Origin of the sequence: Myxococcus stipitatus DSM 14675, assembly GCF_000331735.1 — a bacterium.
Taxonomy (GTDB): Bacteria; Myxococcota; Myxococcia; order Myxococcales; family Myxococcaceae; genus Myxococcus; species Myxococcus stipitatus.
The window spans coordinates 3,491,446-3,514,145 of the sequence record NC_020126.1; the positions used below are offsets into that span (position 1 = coordinate 3,491,446).

Annotated in this window: 21 protein-coding genes and 1 pseudogene; 13 read left to right on the forward strand and 9 right to left on the reverse strand. The window is 67.1% G+C overall.

All coding sequences use genetic code 11. The features are described 5' to 3' along the window. Positions 1-490: 490 nt before the first annotated feature. Positions 491-667, forward strand: a complete 177-nt coding sequence (locus MYSTI_RS43820) for a hypothetical protein (protein WP_169558635.1) — start codon at positions 491-493, stop codon at positions 665-667. Positions 668-719: 52 nt separating this feature from the next. Here MYSTI_RS43820 and MYSTI_RS13565 read toward each other — a convergent pair whose 3' ends face one another. Next, positions 720-2,177, reverse strand: coding sequence for a hypothetical protein (locus tag MYSTI_RS13565; protein WP_144370075.1), 1,458 nt, complete (start codon positions 2,175-2,177; stop codon positions 720-722). 280 nt (positions 2,178-2,457) lie between these two features. Between MYSTI_RS13565 and MYSTI_RS13570 the strand changes: the two genes are divergently transcribed. The 4 genes from MYSTI_RS13570 (at position 2,458) to MYSTI_RS13585 (ending at position 5,658) form a co-directional block, all read left to right on the forward strand. Next, positions 2,458-3,627: a hypothetical protein gene (locus tag MYSTI_RS13570; protein ID WP_015348328.1), complete on the forward strand. Its 1,170-nt coding sequence runs from the start codon at positions 2,458-2,460 to the stop codon at positions 3,625-3,627. Between the two features lie 34 nt (positions 3,628-3,661). Next, complete coding sequence (locus MYSTI_RS13575; protein WP_015348329.1) at positions 3,662-3,970, forward strand: hypothetical protein; 309 nt, start codon at positions 3,662-3,664, stop codon at positions 3,968-3,970. Positions 3,971-4,013: 43 nt separating this feature from the next. After that, entirely contained in the window at positions 4,014-4,919 is a 906-nt protein-coding gene (locus MYSTI_RS13580) for a beta propeller repeat protein (RefSeq protein WP_015348330.1), read from the forward strand. Between the two features lie 442 nt (positions 4,920-5,361). Then, the gene (locus MYSTI_RS13585; protein WP_015348331.1) at positions 5,362-5,658 is read left to right on the forward strand and encodes a hypothetical protein; all 297 of its coding nucleotides are present in this window, start codon (positions 5,362-5,364) and stop codon (positions 5,656-5,658) included. A 383-nt stretch (positions 5,659-6,041) separates the two neighbouring features. On the opposite strand, the gene MYSTI_RS43055 is transcribed toward MYSTI_RS13585, so the two are convergent. Next, a complete protein-coding gene (locus MYSTI_RS43055) occupies positions 6,042-6,539 on the reverse strand; it encodes a hypothetical protein (RefSeq protein ID WP_144370076.1) in 498 nt (165 codons plus the stop codon). Between the two features lie 201 nt (positions 6,540-6,740). Between MYSTI_RS43055 and MYSTI_RS13595 the strand changes: the two are divergent. Together MYSTI_RS13595 and MYSTI_RS43060 are read left to right on the forward strand one after the other, a co-directional pair. Continuing rightward, positions 6,741-6,947: pseudogene (locus tag MYSTI_RS13595) on the forward strand (transposase domain-containing protein); the annotation flags it as partial. Positions 6,948-7,288: 341 nt separating this feature from the next. Beyond that, positions 7,289-7,765: a hypothetical protein gene (locus MYSTI_RS43060; RefSeq protein WP_144370077.1), complete on the forward strand. Its 477-nt coding sequence runs from the start codon at positions 7,289-7,291 to the stop codon at positions 7,763-7,765. A gap of 1,156 nt (positions 7,766-8,921) precedes the next feature. Here the strand turns inward: MYSTI_RS43060 and MYSTI_RS43065 are convergent. The 4 genes from MYSTI_RS43065 to MYSTI_RS13610 all read right to left on the reverse strand — a co-directional run bounded on the left by MYSTI_RS43065 (position 8,922) and on the right by MYSTI_RS13610 (position 13,824). Then, on the reverse strand, positions 8,922-9,410 hold the full coding sequence (locus MYSTI_RS43065) for a GIY-YIG nuclease family protein (RefSeq protein ID WP_144370078.1): 489 nt from the start codon (positions 9,408-9,410) through the stop codon (positions 8,922-8,924). A gap of 894 nt (positions 9,411-10,304) precedes the next feature. Further along, positions 10,305-12,512: a M4 family metallopeptidase gene (locus tag MYSTI_RS13600; protein WP_015348333.1), complete on the reverse strand. Its 2,208-nt coding sequence runs from the start codon at positions 12,510-12,512 to the stop codon at positions 10,305-10,307. Positions 12,513-12,736: 224 nt separating this feature from the next. Continuing rightward, positions 12,737-13,231 (reverse strand): GNAT family N-acetyltransferase, encoded by a 495-nt coding sequence (locus MYSTI_RS13605; protein ID WP_015348334.1) that lies wholly within the window; start codon positions 13,229-13,231, stop codon positions 12,737-12,739. 95 nt (positions 13,232-13,326) lie between these two features. After that, positions 13,327-13,824, reverse strand: a complete 498-nt coding sequence (locus MYSTI_RS13610) for a DUF3592 domain-containing protein (RefSeq protein WP_015348335.1) — start codon at positions 13,822-13,824, stop codon at positions 13,327-13,329. A gap of 207 nt (positions 13,825-14,031) precedes the next feature. On the opposite strand from MYSTI_RS13610, the gene MYSTI_RS13615 reads away from it, so the two are divergent. Continuing rightward, positions 14,032-14,865, forward strand: coding sequence for a 3'(2'),5'-bisphosphate nucleotidase CysQ family protein (locus MYSTI_RS13615; RefSeq protein WP_015348336.1), 834 nt, complete (start codon positions 14,032-14,034; stop codon positions 14,863-14,865). A 62-nt stretch (positions 14,866-14,927) separates the two neighbouring features. Here the strand turns inward: MYSTI_RS13615 and mug are convergent, their stop codons facing one another. Continuing rightward, positions 14,928-15,485 (reverse strand): G/U mismatch-specific DNA glycosylase, encoded by a 558-nt coding sequence (gene mug, locus MYSTI_RS13620; protein WP_015348337.1) that lies wholly within the window; start codon positions 15,483-15,485, stop codon positions 14,928-14,930. Between the two features lie 120 nt (positions 15,486-15,605). Between mug and MYSTI_RS13625 the strand changes: the two genes are divergently transcribed. After that, the gene (locus MYSTI_RS13625; RefSeq protein ID WP_015348338.1) at positions 15,606-16,544 is read left to right on the forward strand and encodes a 1-phosphofructokinase family hexose kinase; all 939 of its coding nucleotides are present in this window, start codon (positions 15,606-15,608) and stop codon (positions 16,542-16,544) included. 101 nt (positions 16,545-16,645) lie between these two features. Further along, positions 16,646-17,935: a glycosyltransferase 87 family protein gene (locus tag MYSTI_RS13630; RefSeq protein ID WP_015348339.1), complete on the forward strand. Its 1,290-nt coding sequence runs from the start codon at positions 16,646-16,648 to the stop codon at positions 17,933-17,935. 1 nt (position 17,936) lies between these two features. On the opposite strand, the gene MYSTI_RS13635 is transcribed toward MYSTI_RS13630, so the two are convergent. Continuing rightward, on the reverse strand, positions 17,937-19,211 hold the full coding sequence (locus tag MYSTI_RS13635; RefSeq protein ID WP_015348340.1) for a metal-dependent hydrolase family protein: 1,275 nt from the start codon (positions 19,209-19,211) through the stop codon (positions 17,937-17,939). 165 nt (positions 19,212-19,376) lie between these two features. On the opposite strand from MYSTI_RS13635, the gene MYSTI_RS13640 reads away from it, so the two are divergent. Further along, positions 19,377-19,688 carry a hypothetical protein gene (locus MYSTI_RS13640; RefSeq protein WP_015348341.1) on the forward strand — a complete coding sequence of 104 codons (312 nt, stop codon included), beginning with the start codon at positions 19,377-19,379 and terminating at the stop codon, positions 19,686-19,688. Positions 19,689-19,706: 18 nt separating this feature from the next. Here the strand turns inward: MYSTI_RS13640 and MYSTI_RS13645 are convergent, their stop codons facing one another. Beyond that, positions 19,707-20,081, reverse strand: coding sequence for a DUF423 domain-containing protein (locus MYSTI_RS13645; RefSeq protein ID WP_015348342.1), 375 nt, complete (start codon positions 20,079-20,081; stop codon positions 19,707-19,709). A 94-nt stretch (positions 20,082-20,175) separates the two neighbouring features. Here MYSTI_RS13645 and MYSTI_RS13650 point away from each other — a divergent pair, with 94 nt between their 5' ends. Further along, positions 20,176-20,865, forward strand: coding sequence for an SET domain-containing protein (locus MYSTI_RS13650; RefSeq protein ID WP_015348343.1), 690 nt, complete (start codon positions 20,176-20,178; stop codon positions 20,863-20,865). 879 nt (positions 20,866-21,744) lie between these two features. After that, entirely contained in the window at positions 21,745-22,686 is a 942-nt protein-coding gene (locus tag MYSTI_RS13655) for an acyl-CoA dehydrogenase family protein (protein ID WP_044283618.1), read from the forward strand. The last annotated feature ends 14 nt before the right edge of the window (positions 22,687-22,700 follow it).

The following is a 22,700-nucleotide window of genomic DNA, read 5'->3' on the forward strand; positions in this document are numbered from 1 at the left end:
TCGCGGCGGGTCAGCCCTTCCGCGCGCGAGCCTCGAAACAGCCTGCTCATGAGGCGGGTGCCACGCTCTGGGCCGTTCATGTCATGTTCTCTCTGCCGAGGTGCTATGCCTCATCGCCCTCGCAGGTGATGTGCTTGAACTGCTCCAGGGGGGCCTCCCGCTTGACCGGTGGCTTCAGGGTACGCAACGCCACTGCGCGCCGTGCCACCATCCTTGTGCTTCCCCTGCGAGCGGTGCTTGTCCCGCAACGTCGCAGGGCAGGGCGTGCGCGGTGGAGCCCCTGTGTCTGGGAAGTTCTCGACTCGGCGGGCATTCCGAGCGGACGACGCGAGGCGGGCAGCGCAGTCAAGACGCGGTGCCATGCGCAGATGCGTCCAAGCCGCAGATGGTGGCGCCGGGCGCGGTGATCGCCTCGGCATTGGCCTGGCAGGACGGGGTGTCCCAGCCGACGTTGTCACAGTGGTTGCACGAGGCGAACAGGGTGGCGGGGATGAGGCGCTCCCCCTCGCCCGCAGAGACGAAGCCCACCACGGTTGCCGGGCGAAGGCAGTGGATGCTGGAGAAGAAGCTGCGCGTGCTGGCGCAGCCGTACGGGGTTCAGGGCGAGGAACTGGGTACCCTCCTGCGCAGCGAGGGGTTGCACGAAGCGCAGTGGCAGGAGCGATAGACCCCCGCCGCTCGGGCGCTCTCGCGCAAATCCTCGGACCTCTGCCAGCCAATCAGTCCTCGGGATAAGAGGCGACGGACTCGGGCCAACCCTGGAGGATGGAGCGGGACCAGAGCGAGGACCAGGGCCGGAGATAGTGCGTGAGCGCCTCGAGCCTGGACGTCCACGGTGGCGCGGCTGTGGCCGTCCGCTGAGACAAGCGAGATGGGTGACAGGGCGCGACGTCGAGAGTGCCGGGCTCACCCCCAGGTCGAGCAGCCCGGCCGCACGCCAGCTTTTGCCACGGCAACGGCGTGAGCGGACGACGTCCAGGCGAGGTGCCGCACGTGGGCCCGAAGCCTTCCGGGCCCACGCATGACGCAGGGTTCAGCCGGGGCGCGGAGTTGTAACGGGCCTTGCGCGTGAACAGACGATGGGCGCCATGCGGCGGCCCCTCGAACCGGGAGTAGCCGACGAGGAACTGCCCAGGCTTCATCGAGGTGCCCGCCGCGAAGGTGTCGCTCCAGGGCGCGGAGGCCAGGACCTGGGGCGCGCCCGGGGTGCTGTCGAACGCCATCGTCCGGGCACCGTGAATCCTGTTGCGCGCCGAGCTCTCGAAAGGACGCGAGGCCCAGAGCACGAGCGACGAGCTCCCGTCGGAGACGACCGTCGGACGCTGCTCGAGCGAGGACTCCACGGGGGACACCTCCCAGGGGGAGGTGTCCAGCACGACGCCGTCGGGGCTCACGCGCGTGGCGCGGACCTGTGACCCCTCCATCCACGCGACGACATGATTCGTGCCGTCGAACGCGACGGACGGGGTGCGCAGGCCCGGGGCCCACCCACTGATGGGGAAGGGATCGATGTAGGGGGCGTCGGGGGACGTCCCCTTCGGCTTGGCGTAGACGCGCCGGATGTTCTTGCCCGGGCTGTTGAAGCTCGTGCTGAGCACCACGAGGAAGTGCGTTCCATCGAAGGAGACCGCCAGGTCCTGCTCCAGGGGGCCGCGCCCCACGAGCCGTGATGATGCACCCTCGGGGAGCACGACATTGTTTGTCTCGACGTAGTTACCGACGAGCGCGTCCCACGAAGGGTCCGAGTCCGGGGAATGCCACGCCACGAGGCACGTCTTCGTGGCGCACGCGAGCTGCGGCCGGGCGGTGGGGGCTCCGCTCATCTGGATGCGGAACTCGGGTTTGACGGGAGCGCCGAATGGGGGGACCCGTCGCGCCATGATGTTGCCGGTGGTGGAGGACAGGGCCTCCGTCCAGGTCACGAGGAAGCCCGTGCTGTCCGCGGCGATGGAGATTCCCTGTGGAAAGCGGGCCGCAGCGGAGCCCGTGCTCAAGCGGATGCCCGTGGAGTCCAGCACCTCACCCGAGGCATTCAGTCGGGTCGCGTAGACCTGGAGCCCCTCTCCGTGGATGTCGTGGCGCGCATCCACCCAGGCCGCCAGGTAGCTCGACGTGCCCCAGGCAAGGGCGGACTCGGTTTGAGAGAGGTGCGCCGGGCCCGACCTCGTGGCCCCCACCGGTCGCTCCGTGGAGAGCACGGGCCCTGACTGTGGCGTGGCACCCCACGCGAACCCCTGTGCGCCCGACATCCCGAGCCCCCGTTGACCGAGGTGCCGGGGGGGCTGGGCGTGGCGCTGGAAGATGACCGTACCGTTGGCGCTGGGTGGGTCGAAGGGCCGCGCGAGACCTCGCTGCTCCTTGACGGTCTCCAGCGAATCGGAGGAGGGTCTGGGGCGGGGGAGGCGTGGGTGAGGGTTCGCGGCGAGCAGCCGCATCTTCCGTGCAGGAGCTCATCTGATGGCAGGTAACGCGCCGACGCCTCCGCCGCACACGACGCTCCTCTACTTGGAAGCGGGTGGTAGCAGCTTCTTCTCCGCGAACTGCCAGGCGCTGCTCATCAACGCCAAGCTGAACCCGGATTGGTTCGGCTCCTACTCCAAGGTGGACAAGGTCTGCTCCAAGGCGAGGAGCAGGTGCAGTCAGTGGGACAATGCATCGGACGCGGAGCGGGCCCAGGGATTCGCGAATGGTCCCAGCCCGCGGAGGGGAACCGCGCTCGAGCCGCCCACCGCGGGAGACAGGTACCTGTCCCAATGTCAGTCGGGGCACCTGGTTCGCGACTCGAACTTCCGGGAGGGGGGAAGGTCCTCGGATGGCCTGAACCGCGATGCGCGGGGTGACCCCTGTCGCAACCTGGTGGATGGCTACACCGAGGGCGGGGCGCCTTCGGTGCCGATGCAGGGCCTGGCGAGTGATGCCCAGCACGAGCATGGCGTCATCACCCGATATGAGAACGCCGACGCGCGGCGACAGCGTCGGTACAACCAGGCGAACGGGCTGCCGACGCGGAGCTATCCCGAGGCCGACCGTCAGCGTGACGAGGATGCACGCACCCAGGTCTATCTGGACGACCACCAGGAGAAGTGGCGCGCGGCGGAGGAGGCCGCGCAGAACCAGCCACCTGGCGGGGGCGCGACCAGCGGGGCTGGCGCGGGAGGATCCGCGTCGAGTGGGGGCGCTCCCGGCGGCGCCTCCGGCTCTGGACTCGGGCAGGTGACCTCTCCGACGTGTGCTCCTGGAGAGGTCGTCGATGGGCAGACCGCGGCCGAGTGCATCAACAGCTGGCGCAAGAAGGCCGAAGCGCAGATGAAGCAGTCGGTCGCCGACTCGATGGAAGAGAACGTCGAGAACAGCATCCCTCCGGCCAGCTTCCAGGGGGACCCGTCCTCGAGCGCGTCGCTCCAGGACCAGTACCAGGCGCACCTGGATCAGCAGGTCATGACCGCCACCGCCGCGCACCAGGCCGCACAACAAGGAACACCCGAGGCGAGGGAGGCCATGGGGAACTTGATGGAAGCATCACGCGATGCGAACCTCTTCCGCTCCTCGCGGTGCCTGGCGGAGCAAGGTGCAAGGCTTCGCGGAGTGCCTGGCGCGGGGGCGCCCAACACCGTGGGGCGTGCCTGAAGGTAACGAGTTGCAGAGGACGTCTGGAGGAACGATGACCATCGAAGCCGTTGCGAGCACTGCGCAGACCTTCCTGAAGAGCCATATCCGCAAGAACGACTTCTTCACGCCGGATGACGAGCTCGACCCGAACGACGCGAGCTCCGCTCGGTTGCATTTCTTTCGGGCACTGCCGCACCCGAAGCTGCCCAACACCATCATGTATACGTTCTCGTACGGACGGGCCTTCAGCGAGGGCGACGACGAGCTCCAGGAGCTGGTGCAGGGGTGCCTCGACGCCTTGAAGCAGGCGCATCCCGAGGTCTCCCAGTTCGATATCCACATCCGACTCCAAGCGGGCTGAGCGGCGCGTTCCAGGGCGGGGTTCACGAGAGGCGAGGTGAGGGATGAGTCTGGCGCATGCGTTCCGGAGGGTCAGCGGTCCCTCGCTCGACGACTGTCACATCCTGGCGGACCGCTGGGATGGCAAGCCCTGGGTGGAGGACCACGCGGAGTCGTGGGTGGTGCAGGTCTCGGATGGGAGGATGCATGCGCTCAAGTCCCAGGTGGGGTGGCTGACGGGCCTCTGGCGCTCGCCCTCGGGAAGGGTCTACGTCTCCGAGGGCGGCAGCGAGCGGGGTGGGATTCACGTCTCTCCGGGCAAGGACCCTCGGGCGCCGCAGTGGGAGTTCCAGGAGCTGCCGCTCGTGGCCATGGGGGTCTGGGGGGTGGATGACCGGTTCGTCCTGACGTGGGGCCCGCGCGAGGACAAGGACGAGGAGGGGATGTTCCGGTGGGACGGTCGCTCCTGGGAGCTCATCCCGTCTCCTGGCGAGGTCATCCAGGTCCACGGTGTGTCGCCCGAGTTCGTCTACGCGGTGGGGCGCAAGGGGCTCATCTCCCGGTGGGATGGCTCGCGCTGGCACACGGTGCCTTCCTTCACGCGCGCGATGCTGACAGGCATCCACGTCGAGAGTCAGGACGAGCTGTATGCCTGTGGTGGCAACGGGATGATGGAGGGCTCGGTCTACGGCTGGTCTGAAGTGGTCGAGTCGCCGGGGATGGTGGTGAACGTGACGAAGTTCCGGGACGAGGTCCTGGTGGCGGGAGCGGCCTCCGGGCTGCTGCGCTTGAAGGGCAACACCCTGGAGCCGGTGGAGCGCTCGCTGGCCGCCATGGCGATGGACTCCCGGGGGAGACTGGTGGTCGCGTCCCCCGAGGAACTGGCGGATTCGACCAACGGGCGGGACTTCCGGCGCAAGCCCTTGAGCGAGTTCGTGGCCCTCACAGAGGGCGTCCCCACGATGTGGTAGCGCGGGTGGGGCCCCGGTGCTCTCTGGGCTGGGGCGCGTGCGTGAGCGGGGGCATCGCTCCTGGCAGGCTGCCTCCCGAGTCTGGCATCAGCGAGGGGGGGCAATGTCACTCCTCTGTTGGACAAGGGGACCTGGGTTGCATGCGGTGTGGCTGGACCGTTTTTGAGGTTCCCATATCCGCATGACGAAGTTCCCAACGGGCGCGTTGAATTACCGCAATCTGTCATGGTGCGCCCTTTCATCAGATCCGGGGCCGAGCGCCGCGAGGGACCTTCGAAGGTGAGTGTTCGAACCACGGTGTCTGGCGTTACTCCGTGCCGTCGTGGGGAGTGGTGACTGACCCGGTCTGACTGCCTTTGATGTTTCTCGTTTCCAGCAGGATAGTCGTACCGCTGTGACGTGGCATGGCTTGCTCAACCTGGAGTCCTGTCGTGGAGACCTCATGAAGCTCATCTCGAAGTCGCTGTTCGCGGGTGTCGCTGCGCTGGTGCTGTCGCCGCTGTCTGCTTCGGCGCTGCCGCCGGACTGCGACGAAATCTGTTGGGAGCTCGAGGCATGTAACACCACGTGTGCCGTGCCCTGGACCACGCGCATCATCAATTGCGGAATCTGGGAGGACCAATACCATCAGCCGGGTTCGTGCCAGCCCTCGCTGTCCGAGGGCGGCGAGGAGGAGCTGATGTCCTCCGGGCCCGTCGAGGATGTCAACGCGTCCTGGGAGGAGAACTCCGAGCAGTAGGTCGGGCACCGGGGCTGCGTGCCAGGTGCGCGTGGCCTCGTGTGGTCGTGCGTCAGCTTGCGCGGCGGAAGTCATCGAGGCAGCCTGATAGACATTGCCAGAAGAAGTCAGTCGTTGGCGGCTTGCCCGCCAATGTCACCAGCAGTCAGCGCTGCCCCACCATGGAACAACTCATGCTCCGCCCACGGATGTCGTGAGCGACAGCCGCCATCAGGCCTTGACCTCCCTACACCGCACTCGAGACGCGCGAATTCGGCGCCAGCCCGGGGCTTTTCATCCGAACCACGCCAGCCTGCTCTCGGAGAGCAACGGCATGGTCGAGTCCTTCGTGAAGCGCTTCAGTCGCCACGCTTGGTTCCTTCTCTCCTGTTTGGGGACGCACCTCATCCCTGCGGATAAATACGCTTCGCAAGGTCCTTGCCTTCGTTTACCTCGAAGACAAACGAGCGATGCACTCCGCGCACAATATGGCTTACAAAACGCCCTGATTTGTGAAGCTCAGTCCACTCATGAATCCATATGCCCTTGATGAGATAGTCATCTCCGAGCCTCACAAACATGAGGTGCGTGGGACAGTCTGGGCCGTCGATCTTGGGGATTGCTCCTGACCTCTTCCAGTTCTTTCCTTTTCGAGCCTTCACGGAAACCCGGCTCCCGTCCGACGCGACGAAATCGTGCTCCTCTTGATCAGCCACAAGCACTCCATCCAGAAGCAGCTTGCCATAGACCTCGCCGAGCCAGCCCACCAGTTCATCGCCTTTCAGCGTCTTGCCATCTGCATGCTGAGCGAGGAGTCCTTTGATCCGCTTCATCGCATGCGAGACGATTCGAAACTCATTCTCAAGCTCGGCCTGCAATGCTTCCATTTTGTCTTTGGCCAAAGGGCCTCCCGCAGTTGATGGTAACGTCCACTCATTCGGAGTATCGCTGGTGCAGCCAGGGCCGGAAGGCGCAGTCGGAGAGCAGCGTAGCCCAACCCTTCCTACCGCGAACTGTGGCTTCTGCATCGACCCCGGCGGGCATCCAAGGGCCTGCGGCCGCGTGCGCGATACGCGTGGCCCTGTTCGCTCGCCTCCAGGCATGAGGCCGCGGGAGAGAATCTCGCGAGCCTCTACGCACTGGTGGCTACCTGCGAGGCCAACGGAGTCAATCCCGAGACGTACCTGGCCGACGTCCTGCTCCGCGTCCAGACGCATCCCAACTCGCGCATCAACGAGTTGCTGCCCCATGAGTGGGAGCGGCGGCAGACCACAGACCCTCCCGGGTCACACCTCCAGCCCAGTCCTTGAACATCCCGCGGTCGCGGTGCCCGCCGAGAAAGGCCTCCGTCCGTCTTCAATCGCTCACGCCACGTCACTGACCGGACGGTTACGGAACAGGCGACCAAGGATAGTTCCTACGACACAGGCGTTCAGGAGCGACGGGCCGTCTCGGAGTCCTTTCCGCCGCCCAATCTACATGACGGAGAATGGGCTGAGGCCAAGCCACAAGGTTGCCATCGCTGCTATAATCCCCCTGTTCGCGCTAGCGCGCGACGCGACATCGCAGGATAGCCATGCTGGTACAGACCTCATCGGCTTGATTTCAGCACCACTCTATTCGCACCGCCCCAACTTATTCCTAGCCCACCATGAACAACGCAGAAGCTGAAGACGTTTACCAAAAGCTCACTATGATCATCTCTGACTTGGGATGGTCATGGGTGGTACGACAAATCGAAGATCAGATTAGACTAGGCAGGCTTGAGGAAACGATCATCGAATCCGAAGTGAATTCGCCCTCAACAGATCTTTCTTCTTCACGACGCCCGGGGTCGAAAGTAAGGCCGCGGAAAAGCCGTGTCGCAATGACAAAAAGAATGGAATATCTTCCGAAGGAGCGACTCAGGCTACTTGCCACATCCATCGAGCAGGCAATCATCGCAGCGGCAGAGATGGAACAAGAAACACTCAGGAACCTGCCTTACGTTCAAAAGCTAGAGTTTCGCCCTGAAGAGCAGGGAGAAACGATGCGATTGATCCGAGATGACAGCCACGGACGGATTACGGTGCTGGAACAAACCAAAAAATTCCTAAAGGAGCTTAAGGAGGCGATAGATGCCAATTAGGCAAGCCTTACTCTCAGACATCGCGCTAGCACTAGGATCCATCAAGCCCAGCCTGACGACCGCCGACGCCCATTCCGACGTCTTCGAAGCCTACATTTTTTCACTCATTCTGCGCGCTGCGGGTAGCGAAGGAGCAATGATAGCATTTGAGAATATTCATGGAGACATGCCAACAGTCTTGGTTTTCAGAACGAGCCCTGGGTATATCTTCTCAACGGCCCAACCCTATGGACATGCCGTTTTGAGTTTCCCAGGCAAGCCTCCGCTGGAGGCGCATGTTGGCGTTCGCGTGGCTGGTCGATCCAGGGTTTTGCATGAATGTGATGTCGCAGTTCTGTATCGGAGCGAAGCGGATCTGTGTAGAGCAAACAGCGTCTCCCCTAGATGTTCCAAAGTGGTTCTTGCTGTGGAGTGCAAGTTCTACGCGTCTGACATCCCTCTAGGGCTTGCTCGTGCATTCATGGGACTGATCGGGGATATTCAAGCACCTGGGCGGTTTTTTGTTGTAAACACCTCATCGCAATCTGCGGAGCGCTTGCTCACGAGTCATCGAAGAGGCTGGGAGCATCAGGTCACGCCTGGCTCACCAGTGCTGGATCGATTGCTAGGGTCCTTTAGAAATGCATTTAAGGACTTCAAAGCTAGCAGGTAGATTCAGGCCTCGTTTCACGACGAGCTTTCCGCTCGCGACTCAGAGCCTATTGGGGACACCCGTTCCTGACTGTCTATTCCTATTTCGGGCAGGCGAGAGGGCCGCCTACCGAAATAGGCTCTAAGGCGAGCCCTGCTGGAGTGGGGCCGCCGGTACAACGAGCACTGGCTGCTGGAGCGCCACAACTTCCTCTCACCGAGTCAGGCCCGGCGAGAGTTGATGCAGGTGAAGCCGGCGGCCTGATTACTGCCAACCTGGTGTCTCAACAATCCGGTGCGGTACAGGCGTTGGTCTCGGAGAAAAAAGCGCCTGGCGCAGGGCGGGTTGTCCTTGTCCGAGCGATTCACTACCTTGAGTGTGATGCCGCTCTCGTTGACCACTGCTTGGGGAGCTCGAGTCAGTTCCGAATCAGGATGGGATACGGCGAACAGTCACGCGAAGGCGGGGGCAGCCCATGTAGAGGCCGAAGAGGTGGAAAAGGCTCAGAACTGGACACAGAGCCCATTATCTCCCCTCTGCGTCAATGCCGTGAATGTTCCACGGCGGATTGTACTTGGCAATGAGAATAGTCTCAAGGTGGTGTGCTGCGAAGGCAGCGTCTCTGTCACGTCCTGTGACTAGCACATTGATCGTAATCACTTCGCGATTGAGATACATTAGCTGGCCAGCCGGGCTCTGGCGATTACCATCGCCCTGACGCGTATAGTCACGAAGCCGCTTCCGGAAACCGCCATTCGACCACTCTGTCGCGCGTCCGATGTAGACGATGCTGCCCTCAAACCAAGCGCGGTACACGCCCACCGATTCTCTTAGATCAGAGAAGTTGTCGGTCAATGGTCTGCGGTTCGTCCAATCCCGTTCCCACTGTGATACGGTTTTTCCTGCAATCGTGGGATCTGCGCTGGACGAGCAGGCGCTGAGAAATCGCTGCATTTCGGCGGACGCAGCATCGTAGTCGCCCAAATTGAATGTCTCGCCGTTCAGCACGAGCATGACGTTTCCATCAGCATCGCGGTTTAGCGAGAAGCAGGCAGGTGTGGCATCCATTCGGGTCGTGTCCCTATAAGTGTGTAGTCGGCGAGCAGGGCTGAGCGGGAAAGAGGGCAGCTCCTAGTAGAAACCAACCGAGACGGTCTCCCCCTGGCAGGGGCGCTGAGGGGTTCCCGCCGTGGACAATACCGAGTTTGTCGCGCCCTCTCTCGCTGCCGTGCGCGTTGCGCTGCTTTGCGGGCCGCAGTGTCACGACGCACCTCGGAAGGGCTGAGGCTCGTCCGGTAGGCGCGGCTCGCTTTACGCCACTGCTTTCTGCGGGCCAGAGTGCGGCACCTATCGTGACAGTAGGCATGTTCCCTGTCGCACCTTCGAAAGAGCCAGAACAATTCCCCGCAATGACAACACTCTCGCTCTCGAAGCTCGTGCACCCGGGCCTCTGGGTGGACGCTTTCGCGGCACGGGCGCCTCTTGTTGCCGCCTGTCGCGGAGAGGTGGCGACTCCATTTGTCCGGCGGTCTGGCCTTCACCCAGGTCGCTCATCTCGTCCACTTCTGCCGCCCAGCATGGCTCAATGCTCCCCTGCCGCCAGTTTTCGGCACCTCGAGCGTCGATGCGCGGCCCTCCAATCCCGCGCTTCTTCGCGCGCGGCTGGTTCGAAGACCCGCGCTTCTTGAAGGTTGTCTCCACCGGGAGCCTGGGAATGCGCGGTGCAGCAGCTCGACCAGCCCGCGCCTCACCGCCACCTCGAACCGCCCCGAGACGCCGTAGGGCACACTGAGGACACATGAAGCCAAGCGGGCAAACAAAAGCCCAGGAACCCGTGAGGATTACTGGGCTTCACTCTGTGGAGGCGGCGGGAATCGAACCCGCCGCCTGGACGTCGCCGCTCCCGCCTCAGCGGTACGTCACGATGAGCGCCACGTCGGAGTAGCCTCCCTTCGCCCCGTAAAGCCAGACGTAGACCTTGCCCGGGGTGACCCCCTTCAACTCACAGCGCTCGTTGTTGCCAGCCTTCATGCTCCGGCAGTCGTACTCGCTATGCGTGGGAATGGCCCCCTTTCGCACGTAGAGGTCCACGTTGCCCGTTCCCCCCTGGACCCGCACCGTGACGGTGTGCTTCCCCGGGTGCATCGTCTCCGGAATCTCCACGAAGAAGCCGTTTGAGTCATTCGTCGCCCCCGACAACCCATCCACCCTGACGCCCGGCTCCAACGGGAAGAACCCTCCCCGATAGCTCATCACCACCGACGCCTCGGAGTAGTCCGTGAACGCATTCACCATCGCGTACCACTTGCCCGCCGCGGGCGTCGGGAAGAGGCACTCCTCGTTGTTCCCGGACCGGTAAGGACGGCAGTCATACACCCCGTTCGTCGGCACCTGCCCGTACCGCACGTACATGTCCGCGTCACCCGAACCCCCAGACATCGTGAAGCGCAGGTCCGTCGCCCCCTCGGGCACCTCTCCCATCGCGAACTCCTTCGAGCCTCGGCTGCCCGTGAAGGGCAGGGGAACCCCTCTCTCGAGCACCCGGTGCGGCGGGAGGATGACGATGCCCACCTGCACTGCCTTCCACGCATTGGAGACGGACTCGATGGTCGCCGCGTCGTAACCCAACTGCTGCGCCGCCTGCTCCGTCGCGACCTTCGCGGCCTCGAACGTCGACGTCGGCGTCAGGATGTCCGCGTTCGCCTTGTAGAAGATGCGCGCTGCCTTCTCCATGCCGATGCCCACCACCGCCGTCCGCGTCGGGAAGCGCGGGTGCGTCCCTCCCTGCGCCAACAGGTAGAACGCCAGGTTCGAGATGCCCGAGCTGTAGTGGACATCCACCCCGGAGCTGTAGTCCGGATAGTCATCCAACGAATCCCCATCCAGCGTCGGATTCATCATGTAGCGGAGCGCATCGTCCGCGACCCCCGGCGTCCAGACATCCTCGCCCACCAGGAACGTCCCTTCGTCGAGGGTCCGACCCTGGAAGTGCCACTCACACACCGCCCCGAAGATGTCCGACATCGACTCGTTCAGCCCTCCCGACTCCCCCGAGTAGATGAGCTGCGATTCGTAGTCCGTCACCGCGTGCGTCAGCTCGTGCGCCGTGACGTCCAGGCTCTCCGCCAGGTTGCTCGCCGTCACCCCATCGCCATCGCCGAACACCATCTGCTCGCCATTCCAGAAGGCATTCACATAGCTGACCCGATGATGCACCGTGGCGACCAGGGCTCCACCCTCGTTGTCGAACGAGTCCCGGCCGAACAGCTCGTTGTAGCAAGCATAGACAGCACCCACGTTGTCGTACGCCGCGTTGACGATGGGGTCCGCGACCGGCGCATCCGTGCGCGCCAGCACACCCGGGAGGTCGTTCGTGTTCTCCCCGTCATGGATTCGACGCGACAGCGCCGAGTGGATGTTCGTGAACCGCTCGAACAGGTCCCCCGTGCGTGCGTTGATGAGCACCGTGTCATCCACCGGAGCACCTTCCTCGGTCTCCCCGACGATGCGCAGCCGATAGGCAAGCAGGAGCTGTCCCCCCTCGCGCCAGTACACGAGCACGGGCGTACCCGAGACTGTCGCCCCAGGAGGCGTCCCCCGGTCCGACAGCGCCGTCGTCTGCGCCAGGCCCTCGCTCAGCGAGGCGCCCTCGGGGGCGAGCAGGTCCCCTCGCGCGTCTCCGTTCGCGGCGAAGACCTGTCCATTCCTCGCATGGAGCCGCAGCTCCGCGCCCATGACCTCCACGTCGTTGATGCGCACGCCGAAGCGGAAGTGCGTGTCTCCATCGAAGCCCACATAGGCCTTCTTCAGGAACAGTTGCTCAGGGGACACCCGGAAGAGGGTCGCCACCTTCGCCAGGGTCGGCGCGAGCGACTCCGGCCGGAGCCCTCGAAGGGCGTCGCGGCCCGTGGGCGCGGGGCCCAGCGCCCCCTTGACGAAGGTGGGCACCAAATCCCTGTCAGTCGCCACCACCTGATGCGTGCCGGCCATGCCCGCCGGGGCCTGGTCCGGCGCGGGTTCCTTCCCGTCCCTGGGCGCTTCCGACTCCGTACAGGCGCCCATTGTCAGGCACAGCACCACCGCACCCAGGACTCCACGTCCTCGTACCTTCGTCATACACAGCTCCCCGGAAAACTGACGCCGCCAAGGTGACGTCCCGGCTTGCTCAATGACAAGTCAGGCCGAGCGGCTTCATTTCATTTCAGGCCAGGGAAGAACGCGGAGGTTCGCACTTCCGTCAATGACCAGCGAATGGCGTCGCACACGCCGTCCTCGCTGGAGGGTGAGCACTCTCACTCTCCAGGGTGATGTCCGTGCATGGCTCGGGACAGTCGGCCGGGTCAGGACTTCTTCGGGGCGGGCGCCGCCTCGCGCGTCATCTCCACCATGGTGGGACGCCAGCCCAGCCGCGCGAACATGCGCTGCGCGGATTCGTTCTTCGCGGCGGCGTGCAGCACGACTCGCGGGACGCCCAGCGCCGTCAGCCGGCGCATCAGCTCCTCGGCGAGCTGCGCGCCCACACCGGTGCCTCGGGCCTTCGCGTCCACCCACAGGTCATGGAACGCACCCGCCCGGTCCAGGAGGGCGTTCCAGTCCATGGGCTCCACCCGGCCATAGGCATAGCCCACCACCTCACCCTCCAGCTCGGCCACCAGCACGATGGCGTCCGGCTCGAGGGCCTCGCGCCCCAGCCACTCCCGGAAGCCCGCTTCGACGTCCTCGGGCACCATGAAGCGCGGGCCATCGAAGCCGTGGTGGAGCCGGGCGAGCGCCGCGCCCATGCGCCCCAGGGCGGGTTCGTCCGAGGGCTTGGCGGGGCGAAGGGTGACGGTCATGCGAGGTCTCCAGAAGGGGGAGACCCAGCGTCACACAGCCCGAGCAAGCCTGCTCGCCTGTTCGAGGCCGTGTGGAGTGGTGGACGAGGACGGGGCTAACGAGCGAACGATTGACGCTTGAGGCGGCGGCGCTCGCGGAGGTCCGAGCGCAGCATGTCCACCATGCCCGCGCCCGAGATTCCCGCGACGGCCAGCCCGCCCAGCATCACGACATAGCTGGAGGCGCCCGCGCCCCCACACTCGACACACGTCACGGCGGGGTCCGTCGGCTCGTAATGCACCGGCAGCTTCGTCCCGGAGGCGTACCGCTGCGTCAGGCGCTGCGCGTCCATCAGCGCGCCGGAGTCATTGCCTCCGAAGGAGATGGTGTTCGCCGTGTAGGGGTGCCCGGCGACCGAGTACGTGTAGCGCACCTCGGGGTGGAAGCGGGTGCTGCGCCGGCCGTGCTGCGTCTCCACGCTGGAGGAGACCACGGTGCCCTCGGTGGTGGGCCATTGCTGGCTCTCATGGGCGCGGTACAGCATCCGCCCGCCTCCGTAGGCGAGCATGCCTCCGAACAGCAGCATCAATCCCGCCAGTAGCACCTTCATCATGTCGGATGGTCCTCGCTGTGGCGCGCACGGGAGCAGCTCCCGGGGCTCACGGTTCGCTTCATGCAGTGCAGAACACGCGCCACGCGTCCGCCCAGGGAGAAGGCTCGAGCCGGTGGGGCATTTCGCCCCGCGTGGGGCGGTCTGCCCCAGGCAGGCCCGTGCTTGTCCTCCCAGGAACGCGCCATCGGGGGCAGACTGTCCCGCCATATGACTTCCTTCGGCACCGAGCTCGACACCGCCCGCCGCATCGCCCGTGAAGCAGGCGCCCTCCTGTTGCAGGTCTACGCCACGCCCTTCGCGGTGGAGAACAAGGCGGGGGGCATGGGGCCCGTCACCGAGGCGGACACGCGCGCCAACGCGCTCATCGTGGAGGCGCTGCACCGCGCCTTTCCGGGCGACGGCGTGGTCGCCGAGGAGTCCGACGACAACTCGGCCGCCAGCCGCTTCGAGCGGTGCTGGTTCGTCGACCCGCTCGACGGCACGCAGGAGTTCGTCCATCGCAACGGGGAGTTCGCCATCCACATCGGCCTGGCCGTGGGCGGTCAGCCCGTGGTGGGTGTGGTGTATCGCCCGGTGGGGGACCTGTTGTACTCGGGCGTGGTGGGGCAGGGGGGCTTCGTGGAGGCGGCGGGCGAGCGGCGGGCGCTGCGGGTGTCGGACGTGGCGGAGCCCTCGGCGTTGCGGCTGGTGGTGTCCCGCTCGCATCGCGCGAAGCTGACGGACCAGGTGGTCGCGCGGCTGGGAATCACCCAGGAGCGCGAGTCCGGCTCGGTGGGCGTCAAGTGTGGCCTCCTCGCCGAGGCCGCCGCGGACCTCTACCTCCACGTCAGCCCCAAGAGCTACCGCTGGGACAACTGCGCGCCGGAGGCGGTGCTGCGCTCGGCGGGAGGCATCCTCACGGACCTCGGCGGGACGCCGTATCGCTACGACGGCTCCGAGCTCCAGAACGTGCGCGGACTGCTGGCCTGCAACGCCGCGGCGTTCCCTCGCGTCCAGCCGGTGGTCGCGACGTTCGCTCGTGAGGCCGGACTGCTTCCCTGACGCGGGCGGAAGGCACGCGGCTCGCGCGGGGGCGCGGGCCTCGAGTCCGCCGCGGCCTGGCCTCAGCGCTCGTCGACCGCGCTCCTCAGCTGGGCGAAGAGGCGCGCCAGGTCCTTCAGTTGGTAGTGGGCATTGAGCCCGCTGGGATTGGGGAGGACCCAGAGGCGCGAGGGGCCCAGGGTCTCGGGTTGGGGCCCCAGGCCGGCCTTGGGTCGCGCGAAGGCGGTGCGGTAGGCGCCCATGCCCAGCACCGCGAGGACGCGGGGCTTGTAGCGGCGCACCTTGGCCTCGAGCGCGCGCGCCCCTTGCTTCAGCTCGTCGTTGTCGAGCAGGTCCGCCGTCGCGGTGGCCCGGTCGACGAAGTTGGTGATGCCCAAGCCCCGCCCCAGGAGCTCGTCCTGCTCCGAGGGCCTCAACTGTCGCGCGGTGAAGCCCGAGAGGTGCAGCGTGGGCCAGAAGCGGTTGCCGGGCCTCGCGAAGTGGTGGCCCACCACCACCGAGTAGAGGCTGGGATTGATGCCGCAGAAGAGCACGCGCAAGTCCCGCGCGATGATGTCCGGCATCGAGCGGCCCGTCGCGGCGTCGAGCTCCTCTCGCGTGGGTCCCCGTGAGGCGGTCATGCCCGAGCATCTGCCCCAGTCGCCCGTGGATGGCAACGCCTGGGTGCTTGGCGGGGGCGCGTCGGGTGGGGCACTCTCCGCGGGCCGCGCTGCTTGAAGCCCCCACTGGAGACCCCGCACATGGCTCACATCGTCACGCTGACGCTCAACCCCGCCATCGACGTCGCGACGTCGGTGCCGGAGGTGACTCCCGAGCACAAGCTCCGCTGTGGCGCCGTGCGCAGGGACCCGGGCGGTGGGGGCATCAACGTGGCGCGTGTGGTGCGCGAGCTCGGAGGCGAGTCCATCGCCGTCTACACGCGCGGCGGCGCCACCGGCCTCTTGCTGGAGGAGCTGCTCGAGGAGAAGGGCCTGCTGCGGCGCTCCATCCCCGTGGCCGGCGCCACCCGCGAGAGCTTCACTGTCGCGGAGGGCTCGAGCGCCCGGGAGTACCGCTTCATCCTCCCCGGCCCCGTGCTCACCGAGCCCGAGTGGCGCCGCTGCCTCTCCACCGTGGAGGAGCTGGCCCAGGGCGCCTCGTTCATCGTCGCCAGCGGCAGCCTCCCCCAGGGTGTCCCCGAGGACTTCTACGCCCGCGTCGCCCGGATGGCGAAGCAGCGCGGCGTGCGCGTGGTGGTGGACACCAGCGGCGCCCCGCTCGCCGCCGCGCTGGAGGAAGGGGTGTTCCTGGCCAAGCCCAACCGCCGCGAGCTGTGTGAGCTCACGGGCATGAAGGGCGAGGACTTCGCTGGGCAGGCCGCCGCGGCCCGGGAGCTGGTGGCGCGGGGGAGGGCGGAGGTGCTGGCCGTGTCCATGGGCGCCGACGGTGCCTTGCTCACCACGCGAGACCTCCAGCTGCGCGCCTCGCCGCCCCCCGTGGAGACCCACAGCTCGGTGGGCGCCGGTGACAGTTTCGTCGCGGGAATGACGCTGTCCCTGGCCCGGGGCAAGCCCCATGATGAGGCGCTCCGGTGGGGCATCGCCTGCGGCACCGCGGCCCTGCTCTCCCAGGGCACGGACCTGTGTGCCCGCGCGGACGTCGAGCGTCTCTGGACGCAAGTTGCGGCTGCAACCGTGTAGTGGCCTGGGTGAATCGGCACCTCGGTGCGGGGCTGGGCCGAGGGGGCTGTCTCACTTTACCCAGAGACAACAGTGACAGGTATTGGACAGAGTAGGTCCTCGTGCCCACCTCCTGTCCTTCCGTCGGCTCCTCGACTGTCCCGCGACTCGGTCCCTGGCACTGGCTGGTCTTCGTCGTCGGTGTGGTGCCCGCGCTCGCGTATGCGTTCTCGCCGCGGATTGGAGACCTGGAGCTCTACTTCCGGTCGGCACGGTCGCTCCTCGCGGGGGCCACGCCCAACCAGGACTTCCGCTTCGAGTATCCACCGTACGCGCTGCTGTGGTTCGTCCCCGCCGCGTGGCTGCGCGACACGACGGACGGCTTCGTTCGTGTGTTCGGCCTTCAGCTCGTGGTGCTCGACGCGTTCATCAAGTGGGCGCTGCTGCACGAAGGCGCGCGGCTGTGGGGGCGCGCGGGGCGGTCGATGGTGCCGTGCATCGCCTACTCGGTGACGACGTGGGTCGCCTCGGTCTACTACCTCAAGCGCTATGACCTCATCCCCGCGGCCCTGACGCTGGCGGCGCTGCTGGCGGTGGCTCGGCGCCGCGACCTGCTGGCGGGCCTGGCGCTCGCCGTCGGCGTGGTGACGAAGCTGTACCCCGTGGTGCTGGTTCCGCTGCTGGTCGTCATCTGCTGGCGGCGTGGCACGCTGGGCAGGCTGTCGCTGGGGCTGGCGCTGGGCGTGGCGCCGCTGCTGGCCCTGAGCACCGTGTGGCCCTGGTGGGGCTTCGCGTCCTTCCACGTGAACCGGGGGCTCCAGGTGGAGTCGCTCCCGGCCTCGCTCGTCTGGGCGGCGCATCACCTGGGGTGGGCGCAGGGCGTCATCTGGCTGAAGGCGCCCGCGGCCTACGAGCTCCATGGCACCGTGGCGGAGAACGCGAAGGCCCTGATGCGGTGGCTGTGGGTACTGGGCACGTTGACCGCGACGGCCCTGGGCGCCTGGGCCGCGCGTCACCGGCCCGCCGAGCACGTGGGGGAGCTGGCCCGGCTGGCGTTGGTGCCGCTGCTGGCCTTCATCATCCTCAACCCGGTGCTCAGCCCCCAGTTCCTCACCTGGGTCATGGCGCTGGCCGCGCTGTCGCTCCTGTCCGGCTCACCCACGGTGCCCCTGCTCATCCTCGCGGCGGGCATGATGTCGCGAGGCACCTTCATCGGGCAGGGCTACCGGGTGGGGGCGGGCGGGGTGCAGACGCTGCTCATCCTCACCCGCAACGGCGTCCTGCTGGCCGCGGGCTTCCTGTTGTTGCGCGAGGTGTGGCGCGCTCGAGTCCCGCGCGCGCGGGAGGCCGGTGTGGAGCCCGTGCCGGGCGCGCGGGCGTTGTCTGCCTTGCCCGTGGCGCGCGGCTCCTGATTCAGCGAGGGTAGGGCGTCCCGTTCTTCATCACCCAGCGGATGCGGCGCACGGCGGAGATGTCCTGGGTGGGGTCTCCTTCCATGGCGACCAGGTCGGCGAACATCCCCGCCTTCACCTGGCCCAGCCGGTCCTCGCGCCGGAGCATCTTCGCGTTGCCGGACGTCGCCGAGCGGAGCACCTGCGCGGGCGTCATGCCGTACTCCACCATCAGCTCCATCTCCTGCCCGTTGTCCCCGTGCGTGAAGACGCCGGAGTCCCCGCCCATGCACATGGGCACCCCCGCCGCGAGCGCCGCGCGGAAGGAGGCCCGCTTGGACTTGAGGGACGCGGGCTCCGGGTCCACGCCCTTCTTCCAGCCCTGGTAGCGAAGCACCGCCTCCTCCGCCGCGAGCGTGGCGCAGAGGAAGACGCCCCGCTGGGCCATGAGGCGGAAGACCTCGGGCGTGCCGGCATCGCCGTGCTCGATGGTGTCCGCGCCCGCGAGCACCGCGCGGCGCATGCCCTCCGGCGTGCTCGCGTGGACGGCGACGGGACGGGCGCCGTCGCGCGCCGTGTCGACGATGCGCTTCATCTCGTCCAGGGAGAAGGTGGGCCGCGTCTCGCCGGCGGGGCCCCAGCGGTAGTCGCCGTACACCTTCACCCAGTCGGCGCCGCGGCCCATCTGGCTTCGCACCGTGCGCACCACGCCGTCGAGGCCGTCGGTCTCCTCGGCGCCCTTGGGGACGCGCCACTCCGGCGCGAAGCCCTTGGGGTCATACGTCCCGGTGGCGACCATCGCCCGCGTCACCACGAAGAGCCGGGGCCCGGGGATGATGCCCTGGTCGATGGCCTGCTTGAGCCCGACGTCGGCGTCCGCGGCGCCCTCGGTGCCCAGGTCTCTCGAGGAGGTGAAGCCCGCGAGCAGCGTCGCGCGTGCGTGCTGGGTGGCTCGGGCGACGCGCAGGGCCAGCGCCTCCTTGAGCACCTGGTCGTTCCAGTCCGCCTCGTCGTACGGGTGGAGGAACATGTGCGAGTGGCCCTCGATGAAGCCGGGCGACAGCGTGGCGCCGGCGAGGTCGATGACCTCCGCGCCCTGGGGGACCTTCACGCGCCCCGGAGGGCCGGCGGCGGCGATGCGTTCACCTGTCACCACCACCACCCAGCCTTCATGGGGCGTGTCCGTGACGCCGTCGAAGACGCGCGCGGGGCGCAGCAGGTAGGACTTGGGCGCGGCGGGGGGCACGGGCTCGGCCGAGGCCGTGGTGACGACGAGGGCGAGGAGGAGGGCGCGCATGGCGGTGCCAGGGGGTGGGGGTGGGGAAGGGGATGATGGCGTGGGGGCCCCGGGACGGCCACTTCGCGGGCCCTGCCCTCCAGGGCAAGCCAGGCTGTGCGCTGGTGGAAGCCTCGCTCATCCGGGCAGGTGCGGACGCGCCCGGGCGGGCGTTACACGAAGGCCATGGCCCGAAACGACAACGTCTTCGCGTTGATGCCCATCGAGGTCGAGTTCCAGAAGGAGAAGGCCGCGGGGCTCCGGCGCACCGGAGAGAAGCTGGACCAGGCCCTGGCCGCGCTGGCGGGCGCCGAGCAGGCGCTGCTGTCCGCCCGAGGGCCCGAGCGCACGGCCCGGCTGGGGCGCTACCGGGAGTTGCGCAAGGAGGCGGAGCGGGTGCGGTGGGGCCTCATGGTGCAGCGCGAGGCCTGCGGTCTCCGGGGCGGCGACCTGGAGCTCGAGCGCGCCTATCCGCTGCCGCCGTTGATCCGGGAGTGACGCCCCCAGGGAGGGCTGCTACGGCGCCGCGCGCCAGGCGGCGAGGGCGAACAGGGCCCAGCCGGTGAGGAATCCCAGTCCACCCAGGGGCGTAATCGCCCCCAGGGTCCTCACGCCGGTGAGCGCGAGCGCGTAGAGACTGCCGGAGAACAGCAGGATGCCCACCAGCATGGCCCACCCCGCGCCGGACAGGAGCGAGGAGGGGCGCAGGGTGCCGAAGAGGCCCACCGCCAGCAGTCCCAGCGAGTGATACATGTGGTAGCGAGCGCCCGTCTCGAAGATGACGAGGAGGTCCGGGGACAGCCGGGCCTTGAGGCCATGGGCACCGAAGGCTCCCGCACCCACGGCCAGGAATGCGTTCACCGCACCGAGGACCAGCCACCATCGCATCATCGAGCGCCTTTCATCGTGAGTCCGACTGGTGCACGCTACACCGCCGCTGATGGAGCGTCCTGGCCGACGTGAACTCCGGGCCACTCATACCCGCATGACATCCCCCACTTTTTCTCCTTCTCTCAAGCCCATTCCCTTCGAGCTTCGTCCGTCGTCCATCCAGGGCACGGGCGCCTTCGCCACTCGCCGCATCGTCAAGGGTGAGCGCATCATCGAGTACGTCGGCGAGCGCATCTCCCAGGCAGAGGCGGACCGCCGCTACGACGACGAAGCGATGGAGCGGCACCACACCTTCCTGTTCAACCTGGACAGCAAGACGGTGCTCGACGCCGGCACCCTCCACAACGAGGCGCGCTACATCAACCACTCGTGCGAGCCGAACTGCGAGGCGCTCATCGACAAGAAGCGCATCTACGTCTTCGCCCTGCGCACGTTGGAGGCCGGGGAGGAGCTGGTCTACGACTACGCCTACGAGCGCACGGAGGACATGGGGCCGGAGTCGGTGGAGCTGTACATGTGCCGCTGCGGCGCCGCGAAGTGCCGCGGGACGATTCTCGCGCCGGAGCAGCAGGCCCCCGCCCGTCCCAAGTCGTCGAAGAAGTCCGGGAAGAAGAAGGTGACGCGGGAGAAGGCGTCCGCGTCCAAGAAGTCCCGCTCGGGGTCGAAGCCCTCGAAGGCGTCGAAGCCCGTGAAGGGCTCCAAGCCCGCGAAGGGTTCGAAGTCCGCGTCGAAGGTCACGAAGCGCAAGAAGTCGACCGCGGGGCGCAAGCGCCTGGCGGGGTGAGGTTCCGCGCTGTCCTGGTGCGTGGCCGCGTGGGAGCCCTGTTTGTGTGGCTCGTCTCGCGTCGCCGCGCGGGAGTCCGCTGAGGCCGGGACGGTTGCTCCCGGCGAAGGTGTGCGCCCGAGGAAGGCCCCGGCCCGAGGAAGGGCAGGGGCCTTGCCGGGGCCGCCTGGGGCTTGGGGGCACCGCCGCGCTCGGAACGCGAAGGGGCCCTGCGCTGGTGTCCGAGGCCTGGGCGTGGATGTCTATTGCCGGGTCCAGCGGAGGTTCTTGATTCCCCCGCGGTAACGGCAGAACTCCTCACCAATGCCAGTGCAGTTGCCACAGTGTGTGCTCGGGAACGGCCTGTGGTCTTCGTTGCAGCAGCGGACGCCACACGTGGCGATCTCCGCGATGCAGGGGTCCCTTTCCCCTGCGCAAGCCAGGGTTTCTGGAGGCGGAGGCTCCGCGACGGACAGTTGCTCCACCTCGGCCTCGGGCGTGCCCTCTTCGGTCGGGAGCGGGCCACCACAGGCGACGACAAGCAACAACAGAGACCACGCGATGTGACGCAACGGCTTCAGGAAGCTCATGGGAAATCCCTCGGCTCCTCGACGGGAGCACGTGTGGATGTGTGTCAAATGGGGTGCAGGGCTGAAGGCGGGGATGGATGGGAATGGCGCTGCGGACCTCCTCGGGAGATTGTTGACTCAGGCAATCATGTGGGCGCGACCGGGCGACAGGGGATTCCACAGGCAAGTCTGTCGTGGAGTTCTGGATGTGGAAGGTATTGCAATTCGTTGACTTTGGCAACGTGTTTGGGGTGATTGTGATTGAGGGGGGTGCGTCTACGGGGAGGTACGTAGCCACGCGGACTCGATGGGCTCGGCGTACAGTGGCGCCGTGAACGACATCCTCTCCTTCCTGCTCACCGAGCCTTCCGCTCCCCCCGAGCTCGACTCCGTCGAGACCTGGTGGAGCCATCACGTGGCGCTCATGTCCCGGTTCCCCGCGCCCGCGGACCTGGCGCTCGCGGGAGGCTTCCGCGCGGACCGGCTCGGGTATGCCTTCGCCTCGGGCTACCACGCCGCTCATCGCTTCCTGTTCCCCATGCTCCCTTCCGACTGCCCCACCGCGCTCTGCGCCACGGAGCCGTCCGGCGCCCATCCCTCCGCCATCCAGACGCGCCTGACGCCGTCGGTCTCGGGCTGGACGCTCACGGGCGAGAAGACCTTCGTCACGCTGGGCACCTCCGCGGAGCTGCTGCTCGTGGTCGCCTCCGAGGGGCAGGACGCCCAGGGCCGCAACCGGCTGCGCATGGTGTGTCTGGACTCGAAGCGTCCGGGTGTCCGCGTCACGGCGCTCCCCGAGCTGCCCTTCGTGCCCGAAGTCCCCCACGCGGAGCTGCGGCTCGAGGACGTCGCCGTGTCCCCGGACGAGGTGCTCCCGGGCGACGGCTACACGCGCTACCTCAAGCCCTTCCGCACCGTGGAGGACTGCCACGTCCAGCTCGCGTTGCTCGGGTGGCTTCTCCAACTGGGCCGGCGCCACGGCTGGCCTGATGCCCTCCGCGAGGAGCTGCTCGCCGTGGCCGTCATGTTGCGGGGACTGGCCCAGGCGGACCCGTCGTCCGCCGCGACGCATGTGGCGCTCGGCGGCGCGCTCGCACGCGTCAAGCACACCGTCACGCAATGCGAGCCGCACTGGGCCCAGGTCGATGCCGTGACGCGCGAGCGCTGGGAGCGGGACCGGCGGCTCCTCGACGTCGCGGGGAAGGTTCGCGCGAAGCGACTGGAGTCCGCGCGGCTGAAGCTCTCGGGCGAGCCTCCGCGCGACGAGGCCTGAATGCGCGAAGGGCC